Source organism: Streptomyces sp. 2-1, from assembly GCF_048564895.1.
Lineage (GTDB): Bacteria > Actinomycetota > Actinomycetes > Streptomycetales > Streptomycetaceae > Streptomyces > Streptomyces phaeochromogenes.
This window is the reverse complement of the sequence record NZ_CP183383.1, coordinates 7,286,402-7,312,476: the sequence shown is the minus strand read 5'-3', so window position 1 is coordinate 7,312,476 and position 26,075 is coordinate 7,286,402. Positions and strand designations below refer to the sequence as shown.

Below are 26,075 nucleotides of genomic sequence, written 5' to 3'. Positions count from 1 at the left end.
CGGCCCGGCCGCCGCCCGAATAGGGGTGGTCTTTGCCGCATGCAGAACCGACCACTCCAGGTCAGCGCTGCTGCTACGGCTCGGGCAGATGGTCGAACCCATGCGGCGGACTTCCTCTCATGCGACTTCTCACAGCACGTGTCGTGCCGTCTGATCCGCACAACAGTGGCCCGGGGCTCAGCATTCCCGGGGGTCACCCGAGTGATGGGGTCCACTCGTCACCCGAGTGACGAGGTCCATTTCAGTACGCCATCGGTGATGATCTTCAGGGCCTGGTCCTGGTCGAGAGGGGCCCGCTTCGGCACGGCGAAGCCATGATCGCCGTACGGCACCTCGACCATCTCGTACGCGTTCTCCGGGGACTCGTACGGACCCTCCGGGAACTCCTCCGGTCTGCCGAACGGGTCGTTGCCGCCCTGGACGACGAGCGTGGGCACCCCGGCCCCGAGCAGTTCATCGGCGCGGGACTTCTCCGGCTTGCCCGGCGGGTGGAGGGGGAAGCTGAGTGCGAGGACGGCGTGGGCGCCGAGTTCGGTGGCCGTGCGGCAGGCGACGCGGGCTCCGGCGCTGCGTCCGCCCGCGATCACGGGCAGACCGGGCTTCGCCAGGAGGGGCCAGACGCCCCGCCATCCCACGTCCAGCGTCTTCGGCGCGGGCGCGAGCTTCTTGCCCGCCACCCGCCAGGGCTGCTCGACGAGGGCCACGCTCACACCGTGCCCGGGCAGCTCCGCGGCGAGCGCCCGCAGGTCCCGCGCCTCGATCCCGCCGCCGGCGCCATGGCTCACGGCCAGCACCAGCCGCGCCTTCCTCGCCCGGTGCCAGGTGACGCGGGCCGTACCCGCGTCGGTGTCGATGGTCTCGACGATCTCCGCCAGGTGACCCATATGACCCATCTGTTCCTTCTGGCCCGTCAGGCCCGTCAGGCCCGTCTGATCCGTCACGTCAGAAGAGTGTGCCCTCTTCGGGCCCCTCCAGCTCCTTCAGCAGCTCCGGCCCGTTGTTGCGGACATTGCTCACGGCCGTGGAGACGGGGTACGCCCGCATCAGCCCCTCCGGGGGAGGCTCGAGCAGGGAGCGCAGGTCCTCGACGTCCGTACGGGACGGGTCGAGCCAGGAGTCCCAGCGGTCCGGGGTGAGCATCAGGGGCATGCGCGGGTGGATGTCGGCCAGCGCGCGCGGCCCCTCCTCCGGTCCGACGGCGAGCGGCGAGGTCTCGGCCTCCGTGGTGATGACGGAGCACGTCACCCACCAGGCCCGCGGATGGTCGTCGGGCAGCGTCTTGTCCCGCCAGAACTCGTAGAGCCCGGCCATCGCGAAGACGGACCCGTCGGCGGGGAGCACGAAGTACGGCTGCTTGCGGGGCCGCTTCTTCTTGCCCTCGACCTCCAGCTCGCGCTCGCCGGAAGCGGTCACCCACTCGTAATAGCCGTCGGCGGGGATGATGCAGCGCCGGGTGGCGAAGGCCCGCCGGTACGAGGGCTTCTCGTGGACGGTCTCGGCCCGGGCGTTGATCATCCGGGCACCGCCCTCGGGGGTCTTCGACCAGGACGGGACGAGGCCCCACTTCAGCGTGCGCAGCTGCCGAACCGGCTTCGGGTCTGCCGCGTCCTTAAGAGGACGGTCCAGGACCGCGTAGACCTCTTTGGTGGGAGCCACGTTGAAGTCGGGGGCCAGAGCCTCCTCCGGCTCCCACTTCTCGATCTCAAAGATTCCTGCGAGATCCTCGGGTCCACGACTCGCTGCATACCGTCCGCACATACGTGCAACACTGCCAGATTCCATACGACCCGAGGGAGCCCAACCCCACAATGGACAGCATCGCCGCCACCTCGCTGGCCTCCCTCTGGGACGAGGTTTTCGGGAGCCAGCCCGACCCGGACACCTGGGTGGTCATAGCCACGATGGTCGCGGCACTGGCCGTGATCGTCCCGCACAACGTCTGGCGGCTCTCGCGCAACGCCATCACCATCGCGCACGAGGGCGGCCACGGTCTGGTGGCACTGCTCACCGGTCGCAGCCTCAGCGGCATCCGGCTGCACTCCGACACCAGCGGCCTCACCGTCAGCCGCGGCAAACCGACCGGCCTCGGCATGATCCTCACGGCGGCCTCCGGCTACACCGCTCCCCCGCTGCTCGGCCTCGGCGGCGCCGCGCTGCTGGCCGCGGGCCACATCACGGCCCTGCTGTGGCTGGCCACCCTGCTCCTCGTGGCGATGCTGGTGATGATCCGCAACGCGTACGGCGCCCTCACGGTCCTCCTCACCGGCGGCACCTTCGTGGTGGTCTCCTGGCTGGCCGGCCCCCAGGTCCAGGCCGCCTTCGCCTACGCCGTCGTCTGGTTCCTCCTCCTCGGCGGCGTCCGCCCGGCCTTCGAACTCCAGATGAAGCGCAGCCGCGGCGGAGCCGGCGACTCGGACGCCGACCAGCTCTCCCGCCTGACCCACGTCCCGGCGGGCCTGTGGCTGTTCCTGTTCCACGCGGTGTCGCTGTGCTCCCTGATGGGCGGGGGCAGGTGGCTGCTGGGTTTGTGAAGGCTCCCCCGGAGGGGGGTCTTCAGGGGCGCGGGGAACTGCGCGACCAGCCACAACGCACCCGCACCCAACTCCACGACCCACTTTCCCGGCCAAACCCAGCAGAGCGAACCCCCATTAAAGTGAGGGCATGCCCGTTAACGCCGCACACACCGCCCTCTGGCCCGCCCCGCACGCGAGCGGAGCCGTCGACGCGACGGTCCACGTGCCCGGGTCCAAGTCGGTCACCAACCGCGCCCTCGTCCTCGCCGCCCTCGCGGCGGAGCCCGGCTGGCTGCGCCGCCCCCTCCGCTCCCGCGACACCCTCCTGATGGCCGGCGCCCTGCGTGCGATGGGCGTGGGCATCGAGGAGGGCGTCGGCCCTGACGGCTCCGGCGAGGCCTGGCGTGTCATCCCCTCGGGCCTGCACGGCCCGGCGACGGTCGACGTCGGCAACGCCGGCACGGTGATGCGCTTCCTGCCCCCGGTCGCCGCCCTCGCGGACGGCCCCATCCGCTTCGACGGCGACCCGCGTTCGTACGAGCGCCCCCTGCACGGAGTGATCGACGCGCTGCGTGCCCTCGGCGCCCGGATCGACGACGACAGCCGCGGCGCGCTGCCGCTGACCGTGCACGGCTCCGGGGCGCTGGAGGGCGGCCCGGTGGAGATCGACGCGTCCTCGTCGTCCCAGTTCGTGTCGGCGCTGCTGCTGTCCGGCCCGCGCTTCAACCAGGGCGTGGAGGTACGGCACACGGGCTCCAGGCTCCCTTCCATGCCGCACATCCGGATGACCGTCGACATGCTGCGCTCGATCGGCGCCCAGGTGGACACCCCGGAGTCGGGCGGCGAGCCGAACGTCTGGCGGGTCACGCCGGGCGCGCTCCTCGGCCGCGACCTCACCGTCGAGCCGGACCTGTCGAACGCCCAGCCGTTCCTGGCGTCCGCCCTGGTCACCGGCGGCAGGGTCGTCATCCCGGACTGGCCGCTGCGCACCACCCAGCCCGGCGACAAGCTGCGTGAGATCTTCACCGAGATGGGCGGTTCCTGCGAACTGACCGACCGGGGCCTGGAGTTCACCGGCTCCGGCTCGATCCACGGCATCGACGTGGACCTGGGCGAGGTCGGCGAGCTGACCCCGGGCATCGCGGCGGTCGCGGCCCTCGCCGACTCCCCCTCCACCCTCCGCGGCGTGGCCCATCTGCGTCTGCACGAGACGGACCGGCTGGCCGCGCTCACCAAGGAGATCAACGAACTGGGCGGCGACGTCACCGAGACCGCGGACGGCCTCCACATCCGCCCGCGCGCGCTGCACGGCGGGGTCTTCCACACGTACGACGACCACCGCATGGCCACCGCGGGCGCGATCATCGGTCTCGCGGTCGACGGCGTACAGATCGAGAACGTGGCGACGACGGCGAAGACCCTGCCGGACTTCCCCGATCTGTGGACCGGAATGCTCGGGAACTGACGGGCGGACCAGGATCATGCGCCGTTACGGCAAGCACACCGACGAGGACGACATCCGCCAGCGCCCGAACCGCAAGGGCAACCGGCCTCGTACGAACATCCGCCCCAAGCACGAGGAGGCGGTCGAGGGCATGGTCGTCACCGTCGACCGGGGCCGTCTGACCTGTCTGGTGGACGACCGGGTCGTCATGGCGATGAAGGCCCGCGAACTGGGCCGCAAGGCCGCGGTCGTCGGCGACCGGGTGGCCATCGTCGGCGACCTGTCCGGCGAGAAGGACACCCTCGCCCGCATCGTCCGCATCGAGCCGCGCACCTCCGTGCTGCGCCGCACGGCCGACGACGACGATCCGTACGAGCGTGTGGTCGTCGCCAACGCCGACCAGCTGGCCATCGTCACGGCCCTGGCCGACCCCGAGCCCCGCCCGCGCCTCATCGACCGCTGTCTGGTGGCGGCGTACGACGGCGGTCTGGACCCCCTGCTGGTCCTGACGAAGTCGGACCTGGCCCCGCCGGACGAACTCCTGGAGATGTACGGGGCGTTGGGCGTCCCGTACGTCGTGACGAGCCGTCAGGAGCTGGAGAGCGGCGAGGCGCTGGACCGCGTGCACAAGCAGCTGGACGGCAAGATCACGGCGTTCGTGGGCCACTCGGGCGTCGGCAAGACCACGCTGGTCAACGCGCTCGTGTCGCGGGAGCGGCGGCGCTCGACGGGCGTGGTCAACGCGGTCACCGGCCGCGGCCGGCACACCACGACGTCGGCGCGGGCGATCCCCCTGCCCGACAACGACGGCTGGGTCGTCGACACGCCGGGCGTACGGTCCTTCGGCCTGCACCATGTGGACCCGTCCCGGGTCATCAAGGCCTTCCCGGACCTGGAGCCCGGTACCGAGGGCTGCCCGCGCGCGTGCAGCCATGACGAACCGGACTGCGCACTGGACGCGTGGGTGGCCGAGGGGCACGCGGATCCGGCGCGCCTCTACTCGCTGCGCCGGCTGCTCTCCACGCGCGAGCGGCGCGAGGGGGACTGACCTCCGGCTGACCTCCGGCCGATCTCGGAGCGATCCCGACCGATCTCCGTTTGACCTCAGTGTTGTTTGCATCCCCGCTGCGACGGTAAAGGCATAATCGCACCAAGCGGGATGCAAGCGAGACGAAGCGGTCACGGAGCGTGGGAGGGCATCACATGGCGTGGCTGCTGGTTGTCGTTGCGGGGCTCCTGGAGACGGGTTTCGCCGTCTGCCTCAAGCTCTCCCACGGCTTCACGAGACTCTGGCCCACGGTGGCCTTCTGCATCTTCGCCCTGGGCAGCTTCGGCCTGCTCACCCTGTCCCTCAAGAAGCTCGACGTGGGCCCGGCGTACGCGGTCTGGACCGGCATCGGCGCCGCCGGCACCGCCATCTACGGCATGATCTTCCTCGACGACCTGGTCTCCACCCTGAAGATCATCTCGATCTCCCTGGTGATCATAGGAGTCATCGGCCTGCAGCTGTCGGGCTCGTCCCACTAGGACCACCGGTCACTGGCCACCGATCACTGATCGGTCCGTGCCCGCCCACCCGCAGCCGCGCTCAACTCACCGACCGCACAGTCGTTAAAGCATCCCGAACCATCCCCGCCGTACCGCCCTCCCCGGCAGGGGCAAGCACGCACGACACCCCCAGCCGCACCACGAGTTCACAGGCCCGGGCCAGCTCCGAGGCCTCGGACTTCGACGCCCCCGGCACGGCCAGCGACGCGACGGCCCTGTCCCGCACCAGTCCCACGAAGTCCCCCGGCGACGGCAACGGCCCATCGGCCCTGCGCTGAGCGGGCACGGCCGACGAGGACGGCACCGCGGACAGGGTGGGCGAGGGCAGCCGCTCCGCCCAGCACCCCGTGAGCATCGCCCGCACCAGCGCGTTGCCCCGGGCCGCCGACACCGTCCACTCCGCCGCCGCGGCCAACCGCTCCCGAGGCTCCGTACGGCTCACCAGAGCCCGCTCGACCCCCGCGAGATACGCGTCGGCCTCCCGCCGTACGAGCGCACGCGCGAGGCCGTCCTTGCTGCCGAACTCGTTGTAGAGGGTCTGCCGGGAAACCCCGGCCGCGGCGGCCACGTCGACCATCCGCACGGCGGACCACGGACGGCGTCCGAGCGCCGTGTAGGCGGCGTCCAGTAGGGATTCCCGCGCTGCAGGCATCGTCGCCTCCCTGGGGCGATCGGCTCTGCGCTTCAGAGTTGACGCGCACGGAGGCACTGTCAAGGGTTCGCGACACGACCAGGGGGCGCCAAGCACCGCCGAGGGGCGCGCGGCTGCGCCGAACCGCGGCTCGTCGCGGGGTGCGACCGTCCACAGCGGGGCGCGACCGGCGACATCCGACCCGCACCTGTAACACAACCCCCGGTCTCCCCCCGTTCCCCGCGGAGCGACCCGGAAGATACGGTTCGCTCATGCCCGACTATCGCGATGACCTGCGCCTCGCCCATGTCCTGGCGGACGCCGCCGACGCCGCGACGATGGACCGGTTCAAGGCGCTCGACCTCAAGGTCGAGACCAAGCCGGACATGACCCCGGTGAGCGAGGCCGACAAGGCCGCCGAGGAGCTGATCCGCGGCCACCTCCAACGGGCACGGCCGCGGGACGCGATCCTCGGCGAGGAGTACGGCGTCGAGGGCACGGGCCCCCGCCGCTGGGTGATCGACCCGATCGACGGCACCAAGAACTACGTACGCGGCGTGCCCGTCTGGGCGACGCTCATCGCACTGATGGAGGCGAGCGAGGGCGGCTATCAGCCGGTCGTCGGCGTGGTCTCCGCACCCGCGCTGAGCCGCCGCTGGTGGGCGGCGAAGGGGCACGGCGCGTTCACCGGCCGCAGCCTGTCGTCCGCGTCCCGGCTCAAGGTCTCCCAGGTCTCGCGCATGCGGGACGCGTCCTTCGCGTACTCCTCGCTGAGCGGCTGGGAGGAGCGCAGCCTGCTCGACGGCTTCCTCGACCTGACCCGCGAGGTGTGGCGCACACGCGCGTACGGCGACTTCTGGCCGTACATGATGGTCGCCGAGGGCTCGGTCGACATCTGCGCGGAGCCCGAACTGTCGCTGTGGGACATGGCGGCGACCGCGATCGTCGTGACCGAGGCGGGCGGCTCCTTCACCGGCCTCGACGGCCGCCCGGGCCCGCACAGCGGAAACGCGGCCGCTTCGAACGGCATCCTCCACGACGAGCTGCTGGGTTATCTGAACCAGCGCTACTGAGGCGCCCGGGGGCAGTTGAGGCACCGGCAGACGAGAAAGCGCCCCAAATATCGCCTGCACGCGCCCTCTTGTTGACCGTCTCTTTAACTGCGACTCTGAGAGTCCCCCCACTTGTGAACTTGTGAATCCGTTAACTAACGGATTCGTAGGAGGTGGCTCCGTCCATGCTCGTCCGCGACGCCATGAGCACGGTGGTCCTCACCATCGGACCCGCTCACACCCTCCGGCAGGCCGCCGCGCTGATGTCCGCACGCCGCGTGGGCGCGGCCGTGGTTCTCGACCCCGACGAAGGCGGGCTCGGCATTCTCACCGAGCGCGACATCCTCAACTCCGTAGGCCTGGGCCAGAGCCCGGACGCCGAGCGGGCCCACGCCCACACGACCACCGACGTGGTGTTCGCCGCCCCGACCTGGACGCTGGAGGAGGCGTCGCTCGCCATGACCCACGGCGGTTTCCGCCACCTCGTCGTCCTCGACCGCGGCGAGCCGGTCGGCATCGTCTCGGTCCGCGACATCATCCGCTGCTGGGCACCCCTGCGACAGCACGCCCCGGCCTGAGCGGCTCTACTCCGACCCGGCTCTCCTTCAACCCGACTCTGCTTCAACCCGGCTCTCCTTGAGCACAGTTGGAGACCTGACCACCCGGAAAGCGAACGAGCCGGATCTCCGGTACGGGAGATCCGGCCCGCTCTTCGACGACAAGCGTTCCAGTGCTGGCGTCAGCCGCGCAGGGCCTGGACCGCGGCTTCCAGCCGCTTGCCGAAGTCTCCGTCGGCCTGACGGAAGTTGTCGATCGCGCGCTCGGCGATGTCGTCGCGCGAGACCTTCGCGATGAAGCCCGCGAGGTTGTCGATCAGACGGCCCTTCTCGCCCTCGGACATCAGGCGGTAGAGGTTGCCCGCCTGCACGAAGTCGTCGTCCTCGGAGTGGACCGGGGCCTCGTGATTGCCGGTGCCGGCCGTGAAGTTCGCGGTCGCCTGCCAGAGCGGCCGATCCGTCTGGAACGGGCCGCCGAAGCTGTTCGGCTCGTAGTTCTTGGCACCCTTGTGGCGGCCGTCGTACAGGAAACCGTCACGTGAGTGCGTACGCGCCTCGGTGGCGTGCGGACGGTTCACCGGCAGGTGGTCGGCGTTGACGCCGACGCGGTAACGGTGGGCGTCGCCGTACGCGAACAGGCGGCCCTGGAGCATCTTGTCGGGCGAGGGCCCGATGCCGGGCACGAAGTGCGCGGGGCTGAAGACGGACTGCTCGACCTCGGCGAAGACGTTCTCCGGGTTGCGGTTGAGCTCCAGCCTGCCGATCTCGATGGGCGGGTAGTCCTCGTGCGGCCACACCTTGGTGAGGTCGAACGGATTGAAGCGGTACGTCGCCGCGTCGGCCGCCGGCATGATCTGCACCTGCACGGTCCAGGTCGGGAAGTCGCCGCGCTCGATCGACTCGCGCAGATCGCGCTGGTGCGAGTCGGGGTCGAGACCGGAGACGTTCACGGCCTCCTCGGTCGTCAGGTTCTTGATGCCCTGGTCGGTCTTGAAGTGGTACTTGACCCAGAAGACCTCGCCGGCCTCGTTGTTCCACTGGTAGGTGTGCGAGCCGTAGCCGTTCATGTGGCGGTACGAGGCGGGGATGCCGCGGTCACCGAAGAGCCAGGTCACCTGGTGGGTGCTCTCCGGGCTGAGCCCCCAGAAGTCCCAGACGTTGTCGGCCTCCTGGGAGCCCGTGTACGGGTCGCGCTTCTGCGTGTGGATGAAGTCGGGGAACTTGATGGCGTCCTTGATGAAGAACACCGGGGTGTTGTTGCCGACGAGGTCGTAGTTGCCCTCTTCGGTGTAGAACTTCAGCGCCCAGCCACGCGGGTCACGGACGGCGTCGGCCGAACCGAGGTTGCCGGCCACGGTCGAGAAGCGCAGGAAGGTCTCGGTCCGCCTGCCGACCTCGGAGAGGAAGTGGGCGCGCGTGTACCGGCTGACATCGGCGGTGACCGTGAAGGTGCCGTAGGCGCCGGCGCCACGGGCGTGCACCACACGCTCCGGGATGCGCTCGCGGTTGAAGTGCGCGAGCTTCTCCAGGAGGAGCTGGTCCTGGACGAGAACAGGTCCGCCGATCCCCGCGGTCTCGCTGTTCTGGTTGTCGGCCACCGGCGCGCCGGCTTCCGTCGTAAGCGGTCCCTGAGTCACGTGCGCCTCCTGCGTAATTCCTTGCCGATCCCTGCCGACTCCGCTGGTCCTGTCCCTCAGCCAAAGCCGAACTCGATCCTACAATAGACAATGTCTAAGTCAAGGAGTGCTCCAAAGTCACACCTGTTCGGAAACTGGGCCTCCTTGCTGTTAGGCTTGGTGGTATGAGCGACCTGTTGGAACGACTGCGCGGACGCGGCTGGCGCATGACCGCGCAGCGGCGCGTCGTGGCCGAGGTCCTCGACGGCGATCACGTCCATCTGACGGCCGACGAGGTCCACGCCAGGGCCGTGGCCAAGCTGCCCGAGATCTCCAGGGCGACCGTCTACAACACGCTGGGTGAGCTGGTCTCGCTCGGCGAGGTGCTGGAAGTCGCCACGGACAAGCGCGCGAAGCGGTACGACCCGAACGCGCACAGTCCGCACCACCACCTGGTCTGCGCCCAGTGCGGCGCGATCAAGGACGTCCACCCGGGCGGCAACCCACTGGCGGACCTCCCCGACTCCGAGCGCTTCGGCTTCACGGTCTCGGGCGTCGAGGTCACATACAGAGGCGTATGCCCGAACTGCACGACGGCCTGACGACCTACCTCAACACCCCTCGAAGCCCCGGCCACAAGAAGGCCGGGGCTTTCAACATCTCTCGCGCCCTTGCTCTTGCCTCCGAACACACCGAAGGCCCGGAACCATTGGTTCCGGGCCTTCGGTCTTCAGTAGCGGGGACAGGATTTGAACCTGCGACCTCTGGGTTATGAGCCCAGCGAGCTACCGAGCTGCTCCACCCCGCGGCGATGTCTGAACAGTACGTCACCGGCGCCGACCAGTGCAAATCAGTTCCTCGCGCCCCCGGATCCCCACTCCGCAAACGCCGGAGGGGCTGATGTGGAGGGTCGCTTGCCTGATGTGTGGGTGCGGGTGGTGCGTGGCTGGGCGCGCAGTTCCCCGCCCCTGATGGGGCGCCTTCGCAGCCCAGGCCGACACTCTCAGCCCGTCCGGCGCTTGAGGACGAGGCCGTTCAGGCCGATCCCCCACCCACCCCCATCAGCCCGTCCGGCGTTTGAGGACGAGCGCGTTCAGCGCGATCCGGGGGTTCGGGGGCGGAGCCCCTGAGTAAGGGACGGGAATAGGAAGGGGCGGCGGGGGCGAAAAACTCACCCCCGCCCCGCCGTCACGCCGACAACTCCTGCCGCAACGCATCCCGCAACCGAGCCGCCCGCTCGGACACCTCCTCGGGCCCGAGCGACACGGCCCGATCAGCCCACCGCTGCCCCTCCGCCAACTCCCCCCGACGCGCGTAGACGAGGGCAAGCCGCAAAGCCGCCCGCCCATGCCCCGCATCAGCAGCCCGAGTCCACCACAGAGCAGCCTCCGGCTCACTCCCCTCCCGGGCAAGCAACAGCCCAAGATTGAACGCCCCGTTCCGAGACCCCGCCTCCGCAGCCTCCCGATACCACCGAGCCGCGTCCACCACATCCCCGCGCGCAGAGGCGAGCATCCCCACCCGCACCTGAGCCCGCCGATGCCCCTGGGAGGCAGCCCGCTCGTACCACTCCTCGCACTCACTCTTCTCGGTGGCCGGCTCCCCCAACTCGTGCGCGGGCGCAGGCGGCCGCCGCGCGTCGAGCACGGTGGCCAGCCGATAGGCCGCCTCCGCGCTCCCCCCACCCGCGGCACACCGAAGGTGCCGCTCGGCGGCCCGCTCGTCCCCGTCCCGAAGGCGCGCGATCCCCACCTGCAGCGCGGCCTCGGTGTGCCCGGCGGCAGCGGCCCGCTCGTACCACCGCAGGGCCGCCGCGTCCTCGCCCCGCCCGGCGTGCAGGATCCCGAGGTTGAAGGCGGCGTCCACGCTCCCGGCCTCCGCGGCCTTGGAGAACCACGGCTCGGCCCCGGACGCGTCACCGACCTGCAGCAGCAGGATGGCCAGCGCGTTCGCGGCCTCCCGGTGCCCCGCGTACGCCGCGCGCCGGTACCACTGCTCGGCCTGCGCGGTCCGCGCCTGCTCGGCGCAGAGCAGCCCGAGGTTGTACGCGCCGTTCACATCGCCGGCATCCATCGCGGCCCGGTACCACCGCTCGGCGGTCTGGGTCTCGCCCCGCTCGGCGTGCAGCGCGCCCAGCGCGTTGGCGGCGTTCCCGTCGCCGTCCTGGGCGGCCCGCAGCCACCACACGGCGGCGCTCTCGGTGTCGCCCGCGTCCCGCAGCAGGAACCCGAGCGCGCAGGCGGCCCGCGCCTCGCCGTCCTTGGCGGAGGTCAGGTACCAGCGCCCGGCCTCCTTGAGCTCCCCGCGCCTCTCCAGGATCGCGCCGAGGTGCAGCGCGGCCCGCCGGTGACCGCGCGCGGCAGCCTGCCGGTACCACTGCTCGGCCTGCGCGGCGATGGTCGCCGCGACACCGTTGTCACCGTCGTCCTCGCCCGCCTGCACGGCCTTGCGGTCCAGCGTCCGCGCGAGCCGGTACGCAGCCTCGCGGTGCCCCCGCTCGGCGGCGGCCCGCATCCAGTCCACGGCACCGGCATCACCACGGTGCTCCAGGAGGTCGGCGAGCGCGTACGCGCCGAGGGCGTGTCCCTGCTCGGCGGACTGCCGCAGCCAGTACTCGGCGGCGGGCTCGTCCCCGCGCTCGCGGTGGTGGCGGCCCAGCGCGTGCGCGGCGGCAGCGGATCCGGCGACGGCGGCGATCCGCCACCAGCCGGCCGCCTCCTCGGCGTATCCGCGCTGATGCAGGAGGACACCCAGGTTGTTGGCGGCGGCCCGGTCACCGGCCGCCGTGGCAGCGCGCAGCTGAGGCTCGGCCCCGTCGAGATCACCGCGGCGGAGCAGCATGGCTCCGAGAACGCTCATCGCCTCGACGTCGCCCGCCTCCGCGGCGAGTCGTCGACGAGCCTCCTCCGCAGCCTCGCCGGTCTCGTCCCGGTCGGAAGGCTGCACAAACCGCCCTGTCTCCAACAGAGTTGCCTTGTCCCCCATAACGTCCATCGTCGCACCACCTGCAACCTGGGTACACCTGGTATACCGCAGCCAGTGAGGTCACTTCAGCGTTTTGTCGACATGCCCACAGAGAGACAAGTGAAACACAGATTTCCCAACTCCAGGCGGATGGCGCAGCCTTCGCTTCAGCAGCACTGATGAGCGATGGGTACACGCACGCGATCCCCGCACGGTCCGAACTCGGCCCGAACCGGGCCGAACTGGGTCCGCGCACGCAGAAGGACCCGGATCCTTTGAGGATCCGGGTCCTTCTACTTCAGTAGCGGGGACAGGATTTGAACCTGCGACCTCTGGGTTATGAGCCCAGCGAGCTACCGAACTGCTCCACCCCGCGCCGTTGTGTTGCAACCGTACCACGGCGCGGGGTGGGTCGACTCAACTGCCCTGGTCACCGTCCTGTTGACCGCTCTTTTCCTTGTCCGCATCGCTGTTGGCACCACTGGCCGAGCTGGCCTTCTGCTCGGCCTCGGAGGCCCGCTGGATCGCGTCCTGAAGGTCTTCCTGGGCCTTGCCGTACGCGTCCCAGTCGCCCTTCTTGAGCGCTTCCTCGCCGGCCTTGTAGGCGTCCTCGGCGTCGGCGATGGCCTTCGCCAGGTCGGTGTCGCCCGTCGTCGGTGGCTTCGGGGTCTCACCGTCCTTGGGTGGTGGCTCCGTGGTCTCCTCGCCGTCCACTCCGAAGACCGTGTTCAGCCCTTCGGCGAGGGTGTCCTTGAAGACGGTCTGGTCGCCGTAGGCGACGCCCACCTTTCTCAGCAGCGGGTAGTTGGACGTGCCGCCGCGCGCGTACACCGGCTCGATGTACAGGAACCCGCCGTTGAGTGGCACGGTCAGCAGGTTTCCGTACTCGATGTCGGAGTCCGTGCCTCTGAGGTTGCGGACGAACTCGGCGACGTCGGCGTTGCTGTTGAGCTCGCTCTGCACCTGTTGTGGACCTCTCACCGTGGAGGTCACTCTCAACAGCCTTATCGTGCCGTAGTCCTTACTGGCCGCGTCCGCGTCCACCGCCATGAACGCCCCCAGGTTCGGGCGCCCGTTGGGCGTGAAGGTCGTGGTCAGCGAGAACTGCTGCGCGTTCTGTCCCGGCATCTTCAGGCTCAGGTAGTACGGCGGGACCGCACTGCTGTCCTTGTTGGTCGGGTCGTCCGGCACCTGCCAGGCGTCACTGCCGCTGTAGAACTGGGCGGCGTCGGTGACGTGGTAGCGGGTGAGCAGCTCGCGCTGGACCTTGAACAGGTCCTGCGGGTAGCGCAGGTGCTCCATCAGCGAATCGCTGATGTCGGTCTTCGGCTTCACCGTGTCGGGGAACGCCTTCATCCAGGTCTTGAGGACCGGGTCCTTGGTGTCCCACTGGTAGAGCTTGACCGAGCCGTCGTACGCGTCGACGGTCGCCTTCACCGAGTTGCGGATGTAGTTGACGCGGTTCTGCTGCGCCACCACCGCCCGCTGGTTGTCGGTCAGCGAGTCCGCGGTGGTGTCCCCCAGCGTCGTACGGGACGCGTAGGGGTACCCGTTGGTCGTCGTGTAGGCGTCGACGATCCACTGGATCTTGCCGTCCACGATCGCCGGATAGGCGTCGCCGTCGATGGTCAGCCACGGGGCCACGGCCTCGACGCGCTCCTTGGGCGTGCGGTTGTAGAGGATCCGGGAACCCTCGCCGATCGCGCCCGAATAGAACATCTGCGGCTCGCCGAACGCCACCGCGTACGCGGCGCGGTTGATCGGGTTGGCGAGGTTGACGCCGCTCTTGCCCTTGTAGCTGGTGGTCTTCTCGCCGTTCTCCTCGTAGTCGAGCTCCTTCTGCGGGCCGCCCACGATGGAGTACTGCTCGGTCTTCTCCCCGTAGTAGATCCGCTGCTCGTACTTGCCGAGGTCACCGGTGGTCGGCAGCCCCGACTCCGAGAAGTCCGGGGAACCCGGCGGATCGGAACCGGTCGCCGTGCCCCTGGCCGCGACCGCGCCGTAGCCGTGGGTGTACGTGAAGTGGTCGTTGATCCAGTTGCTCTTCGGGATGCCGTTCAGGTTCAGCTCGCGCAGACCGATGACGGTGTCCTGCTCCTTGCCGTCGGCGTCCGTGTACCGGTCGACGTCGAGCGTGGAGGGGAACTGGTAGTACTTGCGCTCCTGCTGGAGCTGCTGGAAGGCCGGCGAGACGACGTTCGGGTCGATCAGCCGGTAGCTGGCGGCCGAGTCGGCGTCCTTGCGGATCTGCTGGGCGTTCTCGGTGCCGCCCTTGCCCGAGTAGTCCGTCACCTTGGCGTCGTCGATGCCGTAGGCCTCGCGCGTCGCCTTGATGTTCTTGTCGACGTACGGCGCTTCCTTGGCCTGCTCGTTCGGCTGGACCTGGAACTTCTGGACGATCGCCGGATACAGACCGCCGATCAGGATCGCCGAGAGCACCATCAGGCCGAAGCCGATGACGGGCAGCTGCCAGGTGCGCCGCCACAGCGTGGCGAAGAACAGCAGGGCGCAGATGACGGCGATGCAGAACAGGATCGTCTTGGCGGGCAGATACGCGTTCGCGTCGACGTACCTCAGGCCCGTCCAGTTGTCCGTCGCCTTGAAGTCACTGGACTTCACCGCGAGGCCGTACCGGTCGAGCCAGTACGCGACCGCCTTCAGGGCGACGAAGAGGCCGAGCAGCACCGAGAGATGCCCGGTGGCCGCGGCCGTGGCGCGCGCTCCGGGGCTGGTGATGCGCAGCCCGCCGTACAGGTAGTGGGTCAGCGCGGCGGCGATCACCGAAAGGATCGCGGCAGCGAATCCGAAGCCCAGCAGGAAGCGGTACCAGGGAAGGTCGAAGGCGTAGAAGGCGATGTCCAGGTGGAACTGGGGGTCCTTCTGGTTGAAGGGCACTCCGTTCACCCACAGCAGCCACGTACGCCACTGGCCCGCCGCGGAGGCGCCCGCGATCAGCCCGACCAGGGCGGTGATCCCGAGCAGAATCCACTTCTTGTACGGGGCCACGCCCATGCGGTAGCGGTCGAGGTTCTGTTGCTCCATCGACATGGCGCTCAGTGGCGGCCTCAGCCGGTGGGCCAGCCAGATGTTCACGCCGACGGCCGTGGCCATCAGCAGTCCGAAGACGAAGAACAGGCCGATCTTGGTCCACAGGGTGGTCGTGAAGACGGACGAATACTTGACCGACCGATACCAGAGCCAGTCCGTCCAGAACCCCGCGAACATGACGAAGGCCATGGCCAGCACGGCCAGTACGCCCAGTGTCATGAGCAGGGTCCGGACGCGCCGGGACGGTCGGCCCACTCTGATCCGTGGCCCCGTCGGGCCTCCGCCGCGGTCCGGCATCTGGAAAGCCAAGGTGCGCACCTCGAAGTTCGCTGTTGGTATCTGGGGGCCCCGCAAACGCCGGGCCACATCTATGCAACTTACTGATGCTTTACTCGGTTCCCGCTTCGGGGGCCGAACGAGGCAGGATTGTGACCATGTCCAACACCGCCTCCTCAGGCACACCCATGGCGGCCGGGCCACTCACCCGTGCCGTCCTCGAGATCGACGAGTACGTAGCGGGGCTCGGCTGGGACCAGCCCGCCCGTCTCTTCGCCCTGGTCGACACCGGCCGGCTGCGCTCCCAGGAACCGGGGCTCGCCGAGCGCCTCGGTCTGACCGAAGACGCCCCAGAGGGCACCCTTACCCCGATTGAGCAGGACGAACTCCCCGCGGGCAGCCCGCTGGACGAGTTCCTCGGCACCATCGCCTGGCCGGACGCGGTGGTCGGCTGCGCCCTGTCCGTGGAGCGGCTGATGCTCCCGCCGTCCGCGGAGGCGTCCGTACCGGACGGCCTCGACGAGAAGCGGCTGGCGAAGTGGGTCGCCGAGCACCCGGAGCGCCAGGAGGTCCGGATGACCGTCGCGGTACTGCGCGGCGGGAAGCGCGAGTCGGCGCTGCGACTGCGCGAGAAGGACGCGGCGACGGACGTCCTCACCGGCTCGGACCTCGTGCCGGGCCTGGCCGACGCCCTGACGGCGACGTTCGCGGAGTAGCGCGGAGCGGGCCGGCCCGCCGGGTGCCCTAACTCTTGGTGCACTTCGGCAGGTCGGCCGTGTTGCCGCCGCGGATGTCCTTGAGGGCGCTCATCGCGTCGTCGATGGTGTCGACCTTGACGAGCGTGAGCCCGTCGGGGACGTCGCGGGAGGCGGCCGCGCAGTTGTCCTTGGGCGTCAGGAAGTACTGGGCGCCCTTGTCGCGGGCGCCGACCGTCTTCATCTCGATGCCGCCGATCGGGCCGACCGTGCCGTCGTCGGTGATGGTTCCGGTGCCGGCGACGAACTTGCCGCCGGTGAGGTTGCCCGGCGTCAGCTTGTCGACGATGCCGAGGGCGAACATCAGGCCGGCGCTGGGGCCGCCGACGTCGGCGAGCTTGATGTCGATGGTGAACGGCAGCGTGTGGTCGGTCCCGGCCGAGATGCCGACGATCGCGCGCTGCTCGCCGGAGTCGTCGGACTTGGCTGTGGTGATCGTGATCTCCTCGGTTTTGGTCGCCGTCCTGTCCTCCTTCTCGGCGGCGGCCTGTTCCTTGGCGGGCACGATCGTGAAGACGACCTTCTCACCGGGCTTGTGCTTGGTGACCAGCTTCGCGACGTCGTCGGGCGCCTTCACCGTCGTACCGTCGACGGCCTTGATGACGTCACCGGCGTGCAGCCGGCCCTCGGCGGGGGTGTCCTTGACGACGGTGGAGACGATCACCCAGGACTTCACCGGGATCTTCAGTTCCTTGAGGGCCGCGACCTTGGCGCTCTCCTGGGACTGGCTGAACTCCTCGGCGTTCTCCTGCGTCGACTGCTCCTCCGTCTTGCCGTTCGGATAGAGCGTGTCGTGCGGAACGACCTTGTTGTCGTGGGCCAGCCACCCGTACACGGCCTCGACGAGGTTCATCTTGTAGTCGGCGCTGGTGACCCGGACGGTGGTCATGTTCAGATGCCCGGTCGTCGCGTAGGTCTTGCGACCTGAGATCTGGAGCACCGGCTCGCCGTCGTGCTGACCGAGTGTGTTCACCGTCGGACCCGGTGACATCTCCGAATACGGCACATTGATGAAGACTCCCGCGCACAGGAGCGCGATCAGCATCAGGGTGGAGGCGAGCATCGTCGCGGTGCGGCGTGGCATGGAACGACAGTACGGGACCGGTCTGTCAGCGCACCGTCAGGGCCGTCCGTCCGGGGAATCCGGGCAGGTCAGGCATCCGTGTGCAATTGCTCCGACTTCTCCGGGTTCTCCGACTTCTCCATGGCCTCGCGGAAGCGTGTGTAGCCCGCGAGCTCGGTGCCGTCCCCGAGGGTCTTTCGGTTCCGTCCGGCCCAACTGCCCCAGAGTCCGGCGCCGATCGCGGCCAAAAGCGGAATCAGCAACCAGGCGAGCGCCGCCATGCCGACCTCCCAACCCCATGAGCGACCGCAACTGACTGATCAGCAGATTAACCATCCGCATGTTCAACGCTCACGGCAGGGGTCTGGTTACGCAACCGGAACGGCGGACAGGAGTGGCACCTGAGTCTCAGGTGACCAGTGTGACCTCAACAGGCCCCGACCCACTCCTCCGTACCGTCGGAAAACGTCTGGTGTTTCCAAATCGGAACCTCGTGCTTGAGATCGTCGATCAACTTCCGGCAGGCCTCGAACGCCTCACCCCGATGTGGACACGAAACGGCGACGACCACCGCGAGGTCACCCACCCGAAGGTCACCGACTCGGTGCACCGCGGCGAGCGCCCGCACCGGATACTCGGCGACGACCTTCTCGGCGACCCTCCGCATCTCCGCCTCGGCACTCGGATGGCACGAGTACCCGAGCGCGTCGACATCGGCTCCCCCGTCATGATTCCGCACGGTCCCCACGAACAGCGCGGTCCCCCCGGACGCATCGTCCCCCACAGCCCGGAAAACCTCGTCCAAGGAGAGAGCGGTCTCCCGAATCGCCAGCAACTTGATGGGCTCCTGACCGACCTGCTCACCGGGATGATCATTCATGGCTGCCATACCCCCATCGTGCCCCACCCCGGCAACCCCACGGAATACGGGTTTTCCACCGCACGCGCGCGTGCATCATTGGAGCCTCCTACAGGGACTCAGCCCGTCCGGCGTTTGAGGACGAGGCCGTCCAGGCCGATGCCCACCCACCCCCGGTCAGCCCCGCCCACCCATCCAGCCCGTCCGGCGCTTGAGGACGAGCGCGTTCAGCGCGATACGGGGGCCTGGGGGCGGAGCCCCCAGAAAGGGACGGGAATGGGAAGGGGCGGCGGGGGCGAAAAACCCCACGCCACCGCCCCACCGCCTCAAATCCGCCGCCGAGCCTTCCGAGCCCGCCGCACCAACGCAGCCGTACCCAACAGAGCAACAGTCGCCCCCGCAGCCCCCGCGGCAGTCGCGTCCTTCCGCCCAAGCCGCCGCCCGGCCAGAGTGTGCCGCCCGGCAACCTCCTCGAGCAGCTCCGCAAGGACCTCCTCATTGGTCCACTGCGGCCGCCACCCGGCATCATGCAGCCGGCTCCCACTCACCACCCAGGGATACATCGTGTAGGCGAGATCCCCCGCCGGAGACGGCGTGAGCCCGATCCGGTGCAGCCGAGCCGCGGCCCCCAGCGCAACGGCCGACGGCAACTCCATCCGCCGGATCCCGCTGAGCTCCTCGACCTCCTCCTGCTCCAGCCACCCCTCGCACCCGACGGCCAGCTCCCCCTCGACCTTCTCAAGAACGGCGTACTCCAGAGCCCCGCACAGGTCCTCGACATGACAGAACTGCCAGGCGGGCCGAGACCCGGCGACGACCAGCAACCGGGGCGACTCGAAGTACCGCGTGAGGGCCGTGTCGGTGCCTCCGACCAGCACGGCAGGCCGTACGACGGTGACGTTGAGCCCGGGATGCGCACGCGGCGCCCGCCGCGCGAGCCGCTCGACCTCCAGGAGGTCCCCCACACCCGTGGCCTCCGCGGTCGCCTGCAGTTCGGCGTCTTCGGAGAGGGGCAGTTCGTTGTCGGGCAGGGCTCCGTAGACCATCGCCGAGGTGCACAGGACGACGCGATGCACACCGGCCGCCGCGGCGGCCGTCAGCACGGTCTGTGTCCCCCGCACGTTGTAGGCCGTACGGGCGGCCGGATCCGTCTCCAGGTCGAGATCGAGCGCGAGGTGCACCACGACGTCCGCGCCGCGCAGCTTCTCGGCGATCGCCGGATCCCGGACATCCAGAATGTGCCACTGCGCGGCGGCGCACTCCCCGCGCCGCTCGTCGATGGCGATGACCTGCTTGATCTCGTCGCTGGCGGCGAGCCGCTCGGTGAGCATCGCGCCGATTCCGGCCGCGGCGCCGGTGATCGCGACGACGGGGCCGCGTACGGCCGGATTGGTTGAAGGGTTTCGCGCTGCGCGAACCTGTGGATCTGGGGAACTCACCGGGCGTCTCCAGCGGTTGTCTTCAGTAAGAACGCGCGTGACGCGTACGTACCAGGTGGCATCCATCCTGCCGCAGCCGCTGTGTCGGCGAAGCACCGAGGCCCGAACCGGTTGTGGTGTCTACGCTGGGTGGTGATGTAGGGCAGCCGCCGTCGGAGCGAACCGGCGGCCTTAACAGCCGAGGAATCCCGTGAGTGACACCCCATTCGGATTCGGCCTTCCGCCGGAGGAGCCGGACGACGGCGACGAGGGCAAGAAGAAGGACCAGCAGAGCGGTGGTGGTCAGGGACCTGCCAACCCGTTCGGTTTCGGGCCCGGAGGACCGGGTGGCGACAACCCGCTCGCAGCCATGTTCGGTTCGCTGAACCCCAACGACCTGGGCGCCGCGTTCCAGCAGCTCGGCCAGATGCTCTCGTACGAGGGCGGGCCGGTGAACTGGGACATGGCCAAGCAGATCGCCCGCCAGACGGTGTCCCAGGGCACTCCGGACGGCACCAAGGACGCGAGCATCGGCCCCGCCGAGCGCACCCAGGTCGACGAGGCCGTGCGCCTGGCCGACCTGTGGCTGGACGACGCGACGTCGCTGCCGTCCGGCGCCGGCTCCGCCGTGGCCTGGAGCCGCGCGGAGTGGGTCGAGGCGACCCTGCCGGTGTGGAAGGAGCTCGTCGACCCGGTCGCCGAGCGGGTCGGCGCAGCGATGGGCGACGTACTGCCCGAGGAGATGCAGGCCATGGCGGGCCCGCTCCTGGGGATGATGCGCTCCATGGGCGGCGCCATGTTCGGTACGCAGATCGGGCAGGCCGTCGGCGTACTCGCGGGCGAGGTCGTCGGCTCGACCGACATCGGCCTGCCGCTCGGCCCGGTCGGCAAGGCCGCGCTGCTGCCGCTGAACATCGAGTCGTTCGGCAAGGACCTGAGCGTCCCCCAGGAGGAGGTGCGGCTCTACCTCGCCCTGCGCGAGGCCGCCCACCAGCGGCTCTTCGCCCACGTGCCGTGGCTGCGCTCGCACCTCTTCGGCGCGGTCGAGGGGTACGCGCGCGGGATCAAGGTCGACACGGCGAAGCTGGAGGACGTGGTCGGCCAGTTCGACCCGCAGAACCCGGAAGAGCTGCAGCAGGCACTCCAGCAGGGCATGTTCCAGCCGGAGGACACACCCGAGCAGAAGGCCGCCCTGGCCCGCCTGGAGACGGCTCTCGCGCTCGTCGAGGGCTGGGTGGACGCGGTGGTCCACTCGGCCGCGAAGCCGCGTCTGTCGTCCGCCGACGCGCTCCGGGAGACGCTGCGCCGCCGCCGTGCGACGGGCGGCCCCGCCGAGCAGACGTTCGCCACGCTGATCGGCCTGGAGCTGCGCCCGCGCCGCCTGCGGGACGCCTCGCGCCTGTGGGCCTCGCTCACGGACGCGCGCGGTGTCGACGGCCGCGACGGCCTCTGGGCGCACCCGGACATGCTGCCGACCGCCTCCGACCTGGACGACCCGGACGGCTTCGTGCACCGCGAGCAGCTGGACTTCTCCGAGCTCGACAAGATGCTCGGCGAGGCCGCGAGCGGCCCGTCCGAGAAGCCGAACCTCACGAAGGACGAGCCCAAGGACGACGAAAAGGGCCGGGAAAAGGGCGAGGAAAAGGGCGACGACGACAAGTGAGCCTGTACGACGACGCCGTCCTGGTCCTGAAGGGCATCGAGGGCCAGGAGGAGCTGCGCCAGGCCTACCTCGACCATCTGGAGGCGCATCAGGACGGCATGTGGAAGGCCTGCACGGCCGGGCACGTCACGGCGAGCGCCCTGGTGATCGATCCCGGGCACGGCAGGGTGCTGCTGACGCTTCACAAAAAGCTGCGGATGTGGCTCCAAATGGGTGGTCACTGCGAACCCGGCGACGCCACCCTGGAGGCCGCGGCCCTGCGCGAGGCCACGGAGGAGTCGGGTATCGCGGGCCTGACCCTGCTCCCGGGCGGTCCCGTACGCCTGGACCGGCATCCCATCCCGCCGCCCTGTCACTGCCACTTCGACGTGCAGTACGCGGTCGTGGCCGAGCCGGGCGCCGTCCAGGAGATCAGCGACGAGTCCCTCGACCTGCGCTGGTTCCCGTACGACGAGGTGGCGAAGGTGGCGGACGACTCGGTCGTACGCCTCCTGGCAGCAACACGAGCGAGGCTCTGAAGAGGCACGTGTAAGGGGCGGCCGCAATGGCGACCGCCCCTTACACACGCGTCCCTTCAGGGGCGCGGGGAACTGCGCGCCCAGCCACGGCGGGCCCGCAGCCGACCACCGGCCCCAGCCCCTTCGCGGGGCACTCCGAAGAATGCCGAGCGAAAGGTCCTAACTCCAGGCGTTGCCCTGGTTCTGCCCCCGGGCCCCCTGCTGCCCCATCCCGTACTGGGCGGCAACGCCAGACCCGATCGCCGCGTTCTGCGGCGGCAGCAACTCGCTGGGCTGGACGAGCGCGTATCCCTGGCCCATGAAGCTGAGCTCCCAGCCCTCACCGGTGTTGCCGCGGCGCCGGAACACGCCTGAGGAGTGGGTCTGGGCCTGCATCTGGACGCGCAGACTCGTGGACCAGGCGACGATCGCGTCGGCGTCGCAGTTGACGTACCGGTCCGGCGTGACCTGAAGCATCAGCGGCATGCCCGACGTCATCAGGGCGACCTTGCCGCGCCCGGTGATGTTGAGCTGGTACTTGCCGGAGCCGGAGATCCCGTACTGGCTGTCCACGGCGATCACCTCGTGGTGCAGCGAGGAGTCCATCGCGAGGACGTAGCTGCTGTCCACGGTGAGGCCGTCCTGGTCCACGTCCACCACATGGATGTGCTGGGCGAGGTTGGCCAGGTAGACGGTGCCCTGCCCGTGGCAGCGCATCAGGTCGAGGCCCTCTCCGGTGGCCGCGCGCGAACGCTGCTGACCGGAGTTCTGGTACTCGGCGTCGAACTCCACAAGACCCTGGTACGCGACCATGGTGCCCTTGCGGGCCAGCATGTCGTCGTGGCCCTCCAGGACGACGCGCAGCATCTGCTTGTTCTGCAGGCTGTAGCGCTCCTGGGACTGCTGGTCGTTGTAGGCGAAAAGCGGGCTCTGCATGGTGTGTGTGCTCCCCCTCAGCCCCGTACCCGGAGGCGGTCGGTGCTGTCCTCGCTGGGCTGGACGACGACGATGCCCTGTCCGGAGAAGGCCATCTGGAAGGCCTCGCCGCTGCCCCGCCCGATCAGGGACTGCGCCTTGAAGCTGCGCTTGCCCTTCACCTTGAGGTTCGGGGACCAGGCGACGAGCGCGTCCGGGTCGACGTACGTCTCGTCCTCGCCGCCGCCGCAGTCGACGACGATGGGCTTGCCCCGGGAGGTAAGGGCGACCCAGCCCTGCCCCGAGATCTTGGTGTTCCACAGGCCCTGTCCGGCGAACTTCGCCAGCCCCTTGACCCGCTCGACACCCCAGGTGAGGTGCGCGTCGAAGGCGAGCAGGTTGGTGGCGTTGACGGAGATCGCGTCGCCGTTGAGGTTGATGACGACGACGTTCGCCCCGTAGTCGGAGAGGTACAGCAGACCGTCTCCGGAGCACTTCATCAGGGGTGCGCCCTCGCCGGTCATCCAGTCCTTGGCGATCTGGCGTACGGCCGGCGGATTGGGCTCGTACTGGACGAAGCCTTCGTAGGCGACCATCGACCCCACGCGCGCGAGGAGGTCGTTTCCGGTCTGCATGGCGACCTTGAGCATGTGGTTGCCGTGGTTCTCCATGCGTGCGGCAACGGGTGCCGGGGCGAAGCCCGCGAGCTGCTGGTTCATAGGACGGGCTCCCTCAGACCTCGTACGGCTGGACGACGATGAAATTGCCGGGCGCGCCGCGGAACTGGAGGTTCACGCTCTCGCCGGTGTCGCCCGGATAGGCGTTGCGGCGCATCCGCACCTGGCTGGAGACGATCACCTGGGAGGCGGCGGACCAGGCGACGACGGCGTTGCAGTCGGCGAACGTCGTCGGCGTCACGGGCAGGACGACGGGCACCCCGCGCGTCTTCACGACGACGGTGCCGGTCCCCTGGAACTGCATCGTGAACAGCGCTCCGCCGGGGATGCCGTGTCCTTCGACGCGGCGCACCTCGTACTGCAGCGTCTCGTCGAAGGCGAGGACGTTCTCCGCGGAGACGCAGACGGCGTCACCCTGCAGCTCGATGGGGTGCAGCATGGCGCCGTTCTCCGCGAGGAAGACCTGGCCGCGGCCCGAACAGCGCATGAGCTGCATCTCCTGGCCGGTCGCGTTGCCCACGATCCGCCCGGAGAATCCGGCGCCCTTGTAGCTGAAGTCGACCTTGCCCTGGTAGAGCACCATGCTGCCCTGGCGGGCCAGTACGGCCTGGTCACCGCCCATGCCGAGGTCGACACGGACCATCTTCTTGTTCTGCTGGGTCCAGCGCTGCCCGGTGGGCGTCTCCTTGTACGCCTGCAGCGCCGCGGTGACACCGGCGCCTCCCGGGGGAGCACCCTGAGGCACTCCGTAGGCGGCGGGCGCACCCGGCGCGCCGGGCTGACCGGGCACCTGGCCGAACGGCGGCTGCTGACCGTAGCCCGGAGGCGGGGTCGGCTGGCCGTAGCCCGGGGGCGGAACGGGAGCCTGGGGCGCCTGAGGTGCCTGGGGCTGTCCGTAGCCGGGCGGCAGGGGTGCGGTCTGGCCGGGGGCCTGACCGTACGGAGCCTGCTGCTGGCCGGGCTGCCCGTAGGGCGCCGGGGCGGGAGCCGGAGGCGGTACCGGGGCGCCGCCGGGCGGGGTCATGGGCGCGATGATGGTCGGCGCCGCGTGCACCGAAGGCGCGGGGGCCGGCGGTGGCGTGGCTCCCTGGGGCGGTGCGAAATGGGCGGCAGGCTGCGGAGCCGGCGCTGGAGCCGGCACGGTGGGGCCTGCCGGCGCGCCGAACGCGGGCGGTGCGGCGCCCTGGGCGGGCGGCGCGAACGAGGGCGCGGCGGCCCCCGGTGCCGGAGCCGCGGGCTCCTCCTCGGCGACCTCGCCGCCGAAGTTCTTCAGCAGCGCGTCGAGCCCGCCGTCGAAGCCCTGTCCGACCGCGGCGAACCGCCATACGTCCTTGAGGTAGAAGTCGCCCAGCATCACGGCGCGTTCGGTGGAGAACTCGCCACCGTTGAAGGAGTAGCGCGCCACCTCCTCGCCGCCCGCGACGATGCGGAGGTACCCGGGGGCGACCTGCGACATCTGTCCGGCGCCGTCGATCGTCGCCGTGAAGGACAGCTTCTGGATCTGCGACGGGATCCTGTCGAGCGTGACGCGGAAGGACTCCGTGTCGCCCGCCTGCGCACCGAGAAGCTGGATGGACTCTTCGGGGGTCTTCGGCTGGTTGAAGAAGACGAAGAACCGGTCGTCCGAAAGCTTTTCGTCGGCGTCCAGACCGAAGCAGCTGATGTCGAAGGTCAGTCCGGGGCCGGTGATCTGCACACCTACGTACAGATCGGTGCCCGCGGTGAGGTCACTGATCTTGGCCTTGTGGCCGCGTTGGAATTCCCTGGCCATGCGTAACGACCGTCCCCCATCCCGAATGCGAGTGCGTCGCGTCAGGCTAACGGCAAAATCCGGCCGCGGACCAAGCCGGTACAGACCCGGTACAGAATCCCTGCTTCGAGCGGTCCGAGCAGGCCTTCAGCACCGGACGGGCGTCGGGCCGACGTCACTCGTCGCGGGCGGCGGGCAGGTGGGGCAGCCGGTCGGCGGCGACCACCCCTTCGAGGTAGCCGCGGGCCCGCTCGGTCCGCGGATAGGCCTCCAGGAGCCGCCAGAAGTCGGGACCGTGGCCGGGAACCAGCAGATGCGCGAGTTCATGGACGAGGACGTAGTCGACGACGTATTCGGGCATGCCCTGCAGCCGGTGCGAAAGACGGATACTGCCCTCGGCGGGGGTGCACGAGCCCCAGCGGGTGTTCTGATTGGTGACCCAGCGGACCGAAGTGGGCCGGGCCCGGCCGTCGAAGTACAGATCGGAGAGGCGCGCGGCCCGCTCGGACAGCTCCGTGTCGCCGAGGACCCGCTTGTTCTCCTGGGCGGCCAGTTTGTCGAGCATGACGCTCACCCAGCGCTGCTCCTCCGCCTCGGACATGCGGGCGGGGATGAGCACGACGGTGCGATCGCCTTCACGGTACGCGGAGACCGTTCTGCGCCGTCGCGCGCTCCTGCGGACCTCGATCGCGCTCGCCCCCGAGCCGCTTGGCGGCTGGCTCGTCGTGCTGCGCTGTGGGTTTCCGGCGCGGTGCAGTGGGTCGGCGGGCACGCCCCGACGTTACCCGTTGCACACGGGGGAAGTCCCGCCTCCGGGACGCATCGATGC

The 26,075-nt window shown here is 69.6% G+C and carries 24 protein-coding genes and 2 tRNA genes; 10 read left to right on the top strand and 16 right to left on the bottom strand.

All coding sequences use genetic code 11. From position 1 onward, the window contains the following. Window positions 1-218: 218 nt before the first annotated feature. Window positions 219-893 (bottom strand): alpha/beta family hydrolase, encoded by a 675-nt coding sequence (locus ACN20J_RS32270; RefSeq protein ID WP_419669000.1) that lies wholly within the window; start codon window positions 891-893, stop codon window positions 219-221. A 49-nt stretch (window positions 894-942) separates the two neighbouring features. Further along, entirely contained in the window at window positions 943-1,758 is an 816-nt protein-coding gene (locus ACN20J_RS32265; RefSeq protein WP_189837532.1) for an SOS response-associated peptidase, read from the bottom strand. Window positions 1,759-1,808: 50 nt separating this feature from the next. Between ACN20J_RS32265 and ACN20J_RS32260 the strand changes: the two genes are divergently transcribed. The 4 genes from ACN20J_RS32260 to ACN20J_RS32245 all read left to right on the top strand — a co-directional run bounded on the left by ACN20J_RS32260 (window position 1,809) and on the right by ACN20J_RS32245 (window position 5,484). Further along, window positions 1,809-2,531: a M50 family metallopeptidase gene (locus ACN20J_RS32260; RefSeq protein ID WP_189837531.1), complete on the top strand. Its 723-nt coding sequence runs from the start codon at window positions 1,809-1,811 to the stop codon at window positions 2,529-2,531. A 130-nt stretch (window positions 2,532-2,661) separates the two neighbouring features. Beyond that, a complete protein-coding gene (aroA, locus tag ACN20J_RS32255) occupies window positions 2,662-3,978 on the top strand; it encodes a 3-phosphoshikimate 1-carboxyvinyltransferase (protein ID WP_361904211.1) in 1,317 nt (438 codons plus the stop codon). A 16-nt stretch (window positions 3,979-3,994) separates the two neighbouring features. Next, window positions 3,995-5,005, top strand: coding sequence for a ribosome small subunit-dependent GTPase A (gene rsgA, locus ACN20J_RS32250; RefSeq protein WP_055617011.1), 1,011 nt, complete (start codon window positions 3,995-3,997; stop codon window positions 5,003-5,005). Window positions 5,006-5,160: 155 nt separating this feature from the next. Then, entirely contained in the window at window positions 5,161-5,484 is a 324-nt protein-coding gene (locus ACN20J_RS32245) for a DMT family transporter (RefSeq protein ID WP_189837529.1), read from the top strand. A gap of 61 nt (window positions 5,485-5,545) precedes the next feature. Here ACN20J_RS32245 and ACN20J_RS32240 read toward each other — a convergent pair whose 3' ends face one another. Further along, window positions 5,546-6,157 carry a TetR/AcrR family transcriptional regulator gene (locus ACN20J_RS32240; RefSeq protein ID WP_189837528.1) on the bottom strand — a complete coding sequence of 204 codons (612 nt, stop codon included), beginning with the start codon at window positions 6,155-6,157 and terminating at the stop codon, window positions 5,546-5,548. Between the two features lie 251 nt (window positions 6,158-6,408). Here ACN20J_RS32240 and hisN point away from each other — a divergent pair, with 251 nt between their 5' ends. Both hisN and ACN20J_RS32230 read left to right on the top strand, forming a co-directional pair. Further along, window positions 6,409-7,209: a histidinol-phosphatase gene (gene hisN / locus ACN20J_RS32235; RefSeq protein WP_055617014.1), complete on the top strand. Its 801-nt coding sequence runs from the start codon at window positions 6,409-6,411 to the stop codon at window positions 7,207-7,209. A 164-nt stretch (window positions 7,210-7,373) separates the two neighbouring features. Continuing rightward, window positions 7,374-7,766, top strand: coding sequence for a cyclic nucleotide-binding/CBS domain-containing protein (locus ACN20J_RS32230; protein ID WP_055617015.1), 393 nt, complete (start codon window positions 7,374-7,376; stop codon window positions 7,764-7,766). A 161-nt stretch (window positions 7,767-7,927) separates the two neighbouring features. Here ACN20J_RS32230 and ACN20J_RS32225 read toward each other — a convergent pair whose 3' ends face one another. Next, a complete protein-coding gene (locus ACN20J_RS32225) occupies window positions 7,928-9,400 on the bottom strand; it encodes a catalase (RefSeq protein ID WP_361904230.1) in 1,473 nt (490 codons plus the stop codon). A gap of 146 nt (window positions 9,401-9,546) precedes the next feature. Between ACN20J_RS32225 and ACN20J_RS32220 the strand changes: the two genes are divergently transcribed. Further along, entirely contained in the window at window positions 9,547-9,963 is a 417-nt protein-coding gene (locus ACN20J_RS32220) for a Fur family transcriptional regulator (protein WP_388355144.1), read from the top strand. Between the two features lie 132 nt (window positions 9,964-10,095). Here ACN20J_RS32220 and ACN20J_RS32215 read toward each other — a convergent pair. The 4 genes from ACN20J_RS32215 to ACN20J_RS32200 all read right to left on the bottom strand — a co-directional run bounded on the left by ACN20J_RS32215 (window position 10,096) and on the right by ACN20J_RS32200 (window position 15,670). Then, a tRNA-Met gene (locus ACN20J_RS32215) sits at window positions 10,096-10,169 on the bottom strand. 380 nt (window positions 10,170-10,549) lie between these two features. Then, complete coding sequence (locus tag ACN20J_RS32210) at window positions 10,550-12,355, bottom strand: sel1 repeat family protein (protein ID WP_362001440.1); 1,806 nt, start codon at window positions 12,353-12,355, stop codon at window positions 10,550-10,552. Window positions 12,356-12,627: 272 nt separating this feature from the next. After that, window positions 12,628-12,701 (bottom strand) — tRNA-Met (locus ACN20J_RS32205). 41 nt (window positions 12,702-12,742) lie between these two features. Further along, window positions 12,743-15,670 carry a UPF0182 family protein gene (locus tag ACN20J_RS32200; protein WP_190229779.1) on the bottom strand — a complete coding sequence of 976 codons (2,928 nt, stop codon included), beginning with the start codon at window positions 15,668-15,670 and terminating at the stop codon, window positions 12,743-12,745. 137 nt (window positions 15,671-15,807) lie between these two features. On the opposite strand from ACN20J_RS32200, the gene ACN20J_RS32195 reads away from it, so the two are divergent. After that, a complete protein-coding gene (locus tag ACN20J_RS32195; RefSeq protein ID WP_189837526.1) occupies window positions 15,808-16,365 on the top strand; it encodes a PPA1309 family protein in 558 nt (185 codons plus the stop codon). Between the two features lie 28 nt (window positions 16,366-16,393). Here ACN20J_RS32195 and ACN20J_RS32190 read toward each other — a convergent pair whose 3' ends face one another. The 4 genes from ACN20J_RS32190 to ACN20J_RS32175 form a co-directional block, all read right to left on the bottom strand. After that, window positions 16,394-17,488 carry a PDZ domain-containing protein gene (locus tag ACN20J_RS32190; protein ID WP_190229733.1) on the bottom strand — a complete coding sequence of 365 codons (1,095 nt, stop codon included), beginning with the start codon at window positions 17,486-17,488 and terminating at the stop codon, window positions 16,394-16,396. 68 nt (window positions 17,489-17,556) lie between these two features. Continuing rightward, on the bottom strand, window positions 17,557-17,748 hold the full coding sequence (locus ACN20J_RS32185) for a hypothetical protein (protein ID WP_055618591.1): 192 nt from the start codon (window positions 17,746-17,748) through the stop codon (window positions 17,557-17,559). Between the two features lie 146 nt (window positions 17,749-17,894). Beyond that, window positions 17,895-18,356 carry a molybdenum cofactor biosynthesis protein MoaE gene (locus tag ACN20J_RS32180; protein ID WP_361904224.1) on the bottom strand — a complete coding sequence of 154 codons (462 nt, stop codon included), beginning with the start codon at window positions 18,354-18,356 and terminating at the stop codon, window positions 17,895-17,897. A 296-nt stretch (window positions 18,357-18,652) separates the two neighbouring features. Continuing rightward, window positions 18,653-19,765, bottom strand: coding sequence for an SDR family oxidoreductase (locus tag ACN20J_RS32175; protein WP_189837523.1), 1,113 nt, complete (start codon window positions 19,763-19,765; stop codon window positions 18,653-18,655). Between the two features lie 190 nt (window positions 19,766-19,955). Here ACN20J_RS32175 and ACN20J_RS32170 point away from each other — a divergent pair, with 190 nt between their 5' ends. Both ACN20J_RS32170 and ACN20J_RS32165 read left to right on the top strand, forming a co-directional pair. After that, entirely contained in the window at window positions 19,956-21,407 is a 1,452-nt protein-coding gene (locus ACN20J_RS32170; RefSeq protein ID WP_189837522.1) for a zinc-dependent metalloprotease, read from the top strand. Then, the gene (locus tag ACN20J_RS32165) at window positions 21,404-21,925 is read left to right on the top strand and encodes an NUDIX hydrolase (protein WP_419667375.1); all 522 of its coding nucleotides are present in this window, start codon (window positions 21,404-21,406) and stop codon (window positions 21,923-21,925) included. Before ACN20J_RS32170 ends, ACN20J_RS32165 begins: the two co-directional genes overlap by 4 nt. Window positions 21,926-22,084: 159 nt before the next feature. On the opposite strand, the gene ACN20J_RS32160 is transcribed toward ACN20J_RS32165, so the two are convergent. From ACN20J_RS32160 to ACN20J_RS32145, 4 genes are all read right to left on the bottom strand, one after another. Next, on the bottom strand, window positions 22,085-22,840 hold the full coding sequence (locus ACN20J_RS32160) for an AIM24 family protein (RefSeq protein WP_189837520.1): 756 nt from the start codon (window positions 22,838-22,840) through the stop codon (window positions 22,085-22,087). A 17-nt stretch (window positions 22,841-22,857) separates the two neighbouring features. Next, a complete protein-coding gene (locus tag ACN20J_RS32155; protein WP_055610520.1) occupies window positions 22,858-23,538 on the bottom strand; it encodes an AIM24 family protein in 681 nt (226 codons plus the stop codon). Between the two features lie 13 nt (window positions 23,539-23,551). Continuing rightward, a complete protein-coding gene (locus tag ACN20J_RS32150) occupies window positions 23,552-25,267 on the bottom strand; it encodes a TerD family protein (protein ID WP_419667374.1) in 1,716 nt (571 codons plus the stop codon). A gap of 154 nt (window positions 25,268-25,421) precedes the next feature. Further along, on the bottom strand, window positions 25,422-26,018 hold the full coding sequence (locus ACN20J_RS32145) for a M48 family metallopeptidase (RefSeq protein ID WP_189837518.1): 597 nt from the start codon (window positions 26,016-26,018) through the stop codon (window positions 25,422-25,424). Window positions 26,019-26,075: the final 57 nt, after the last annotated feature.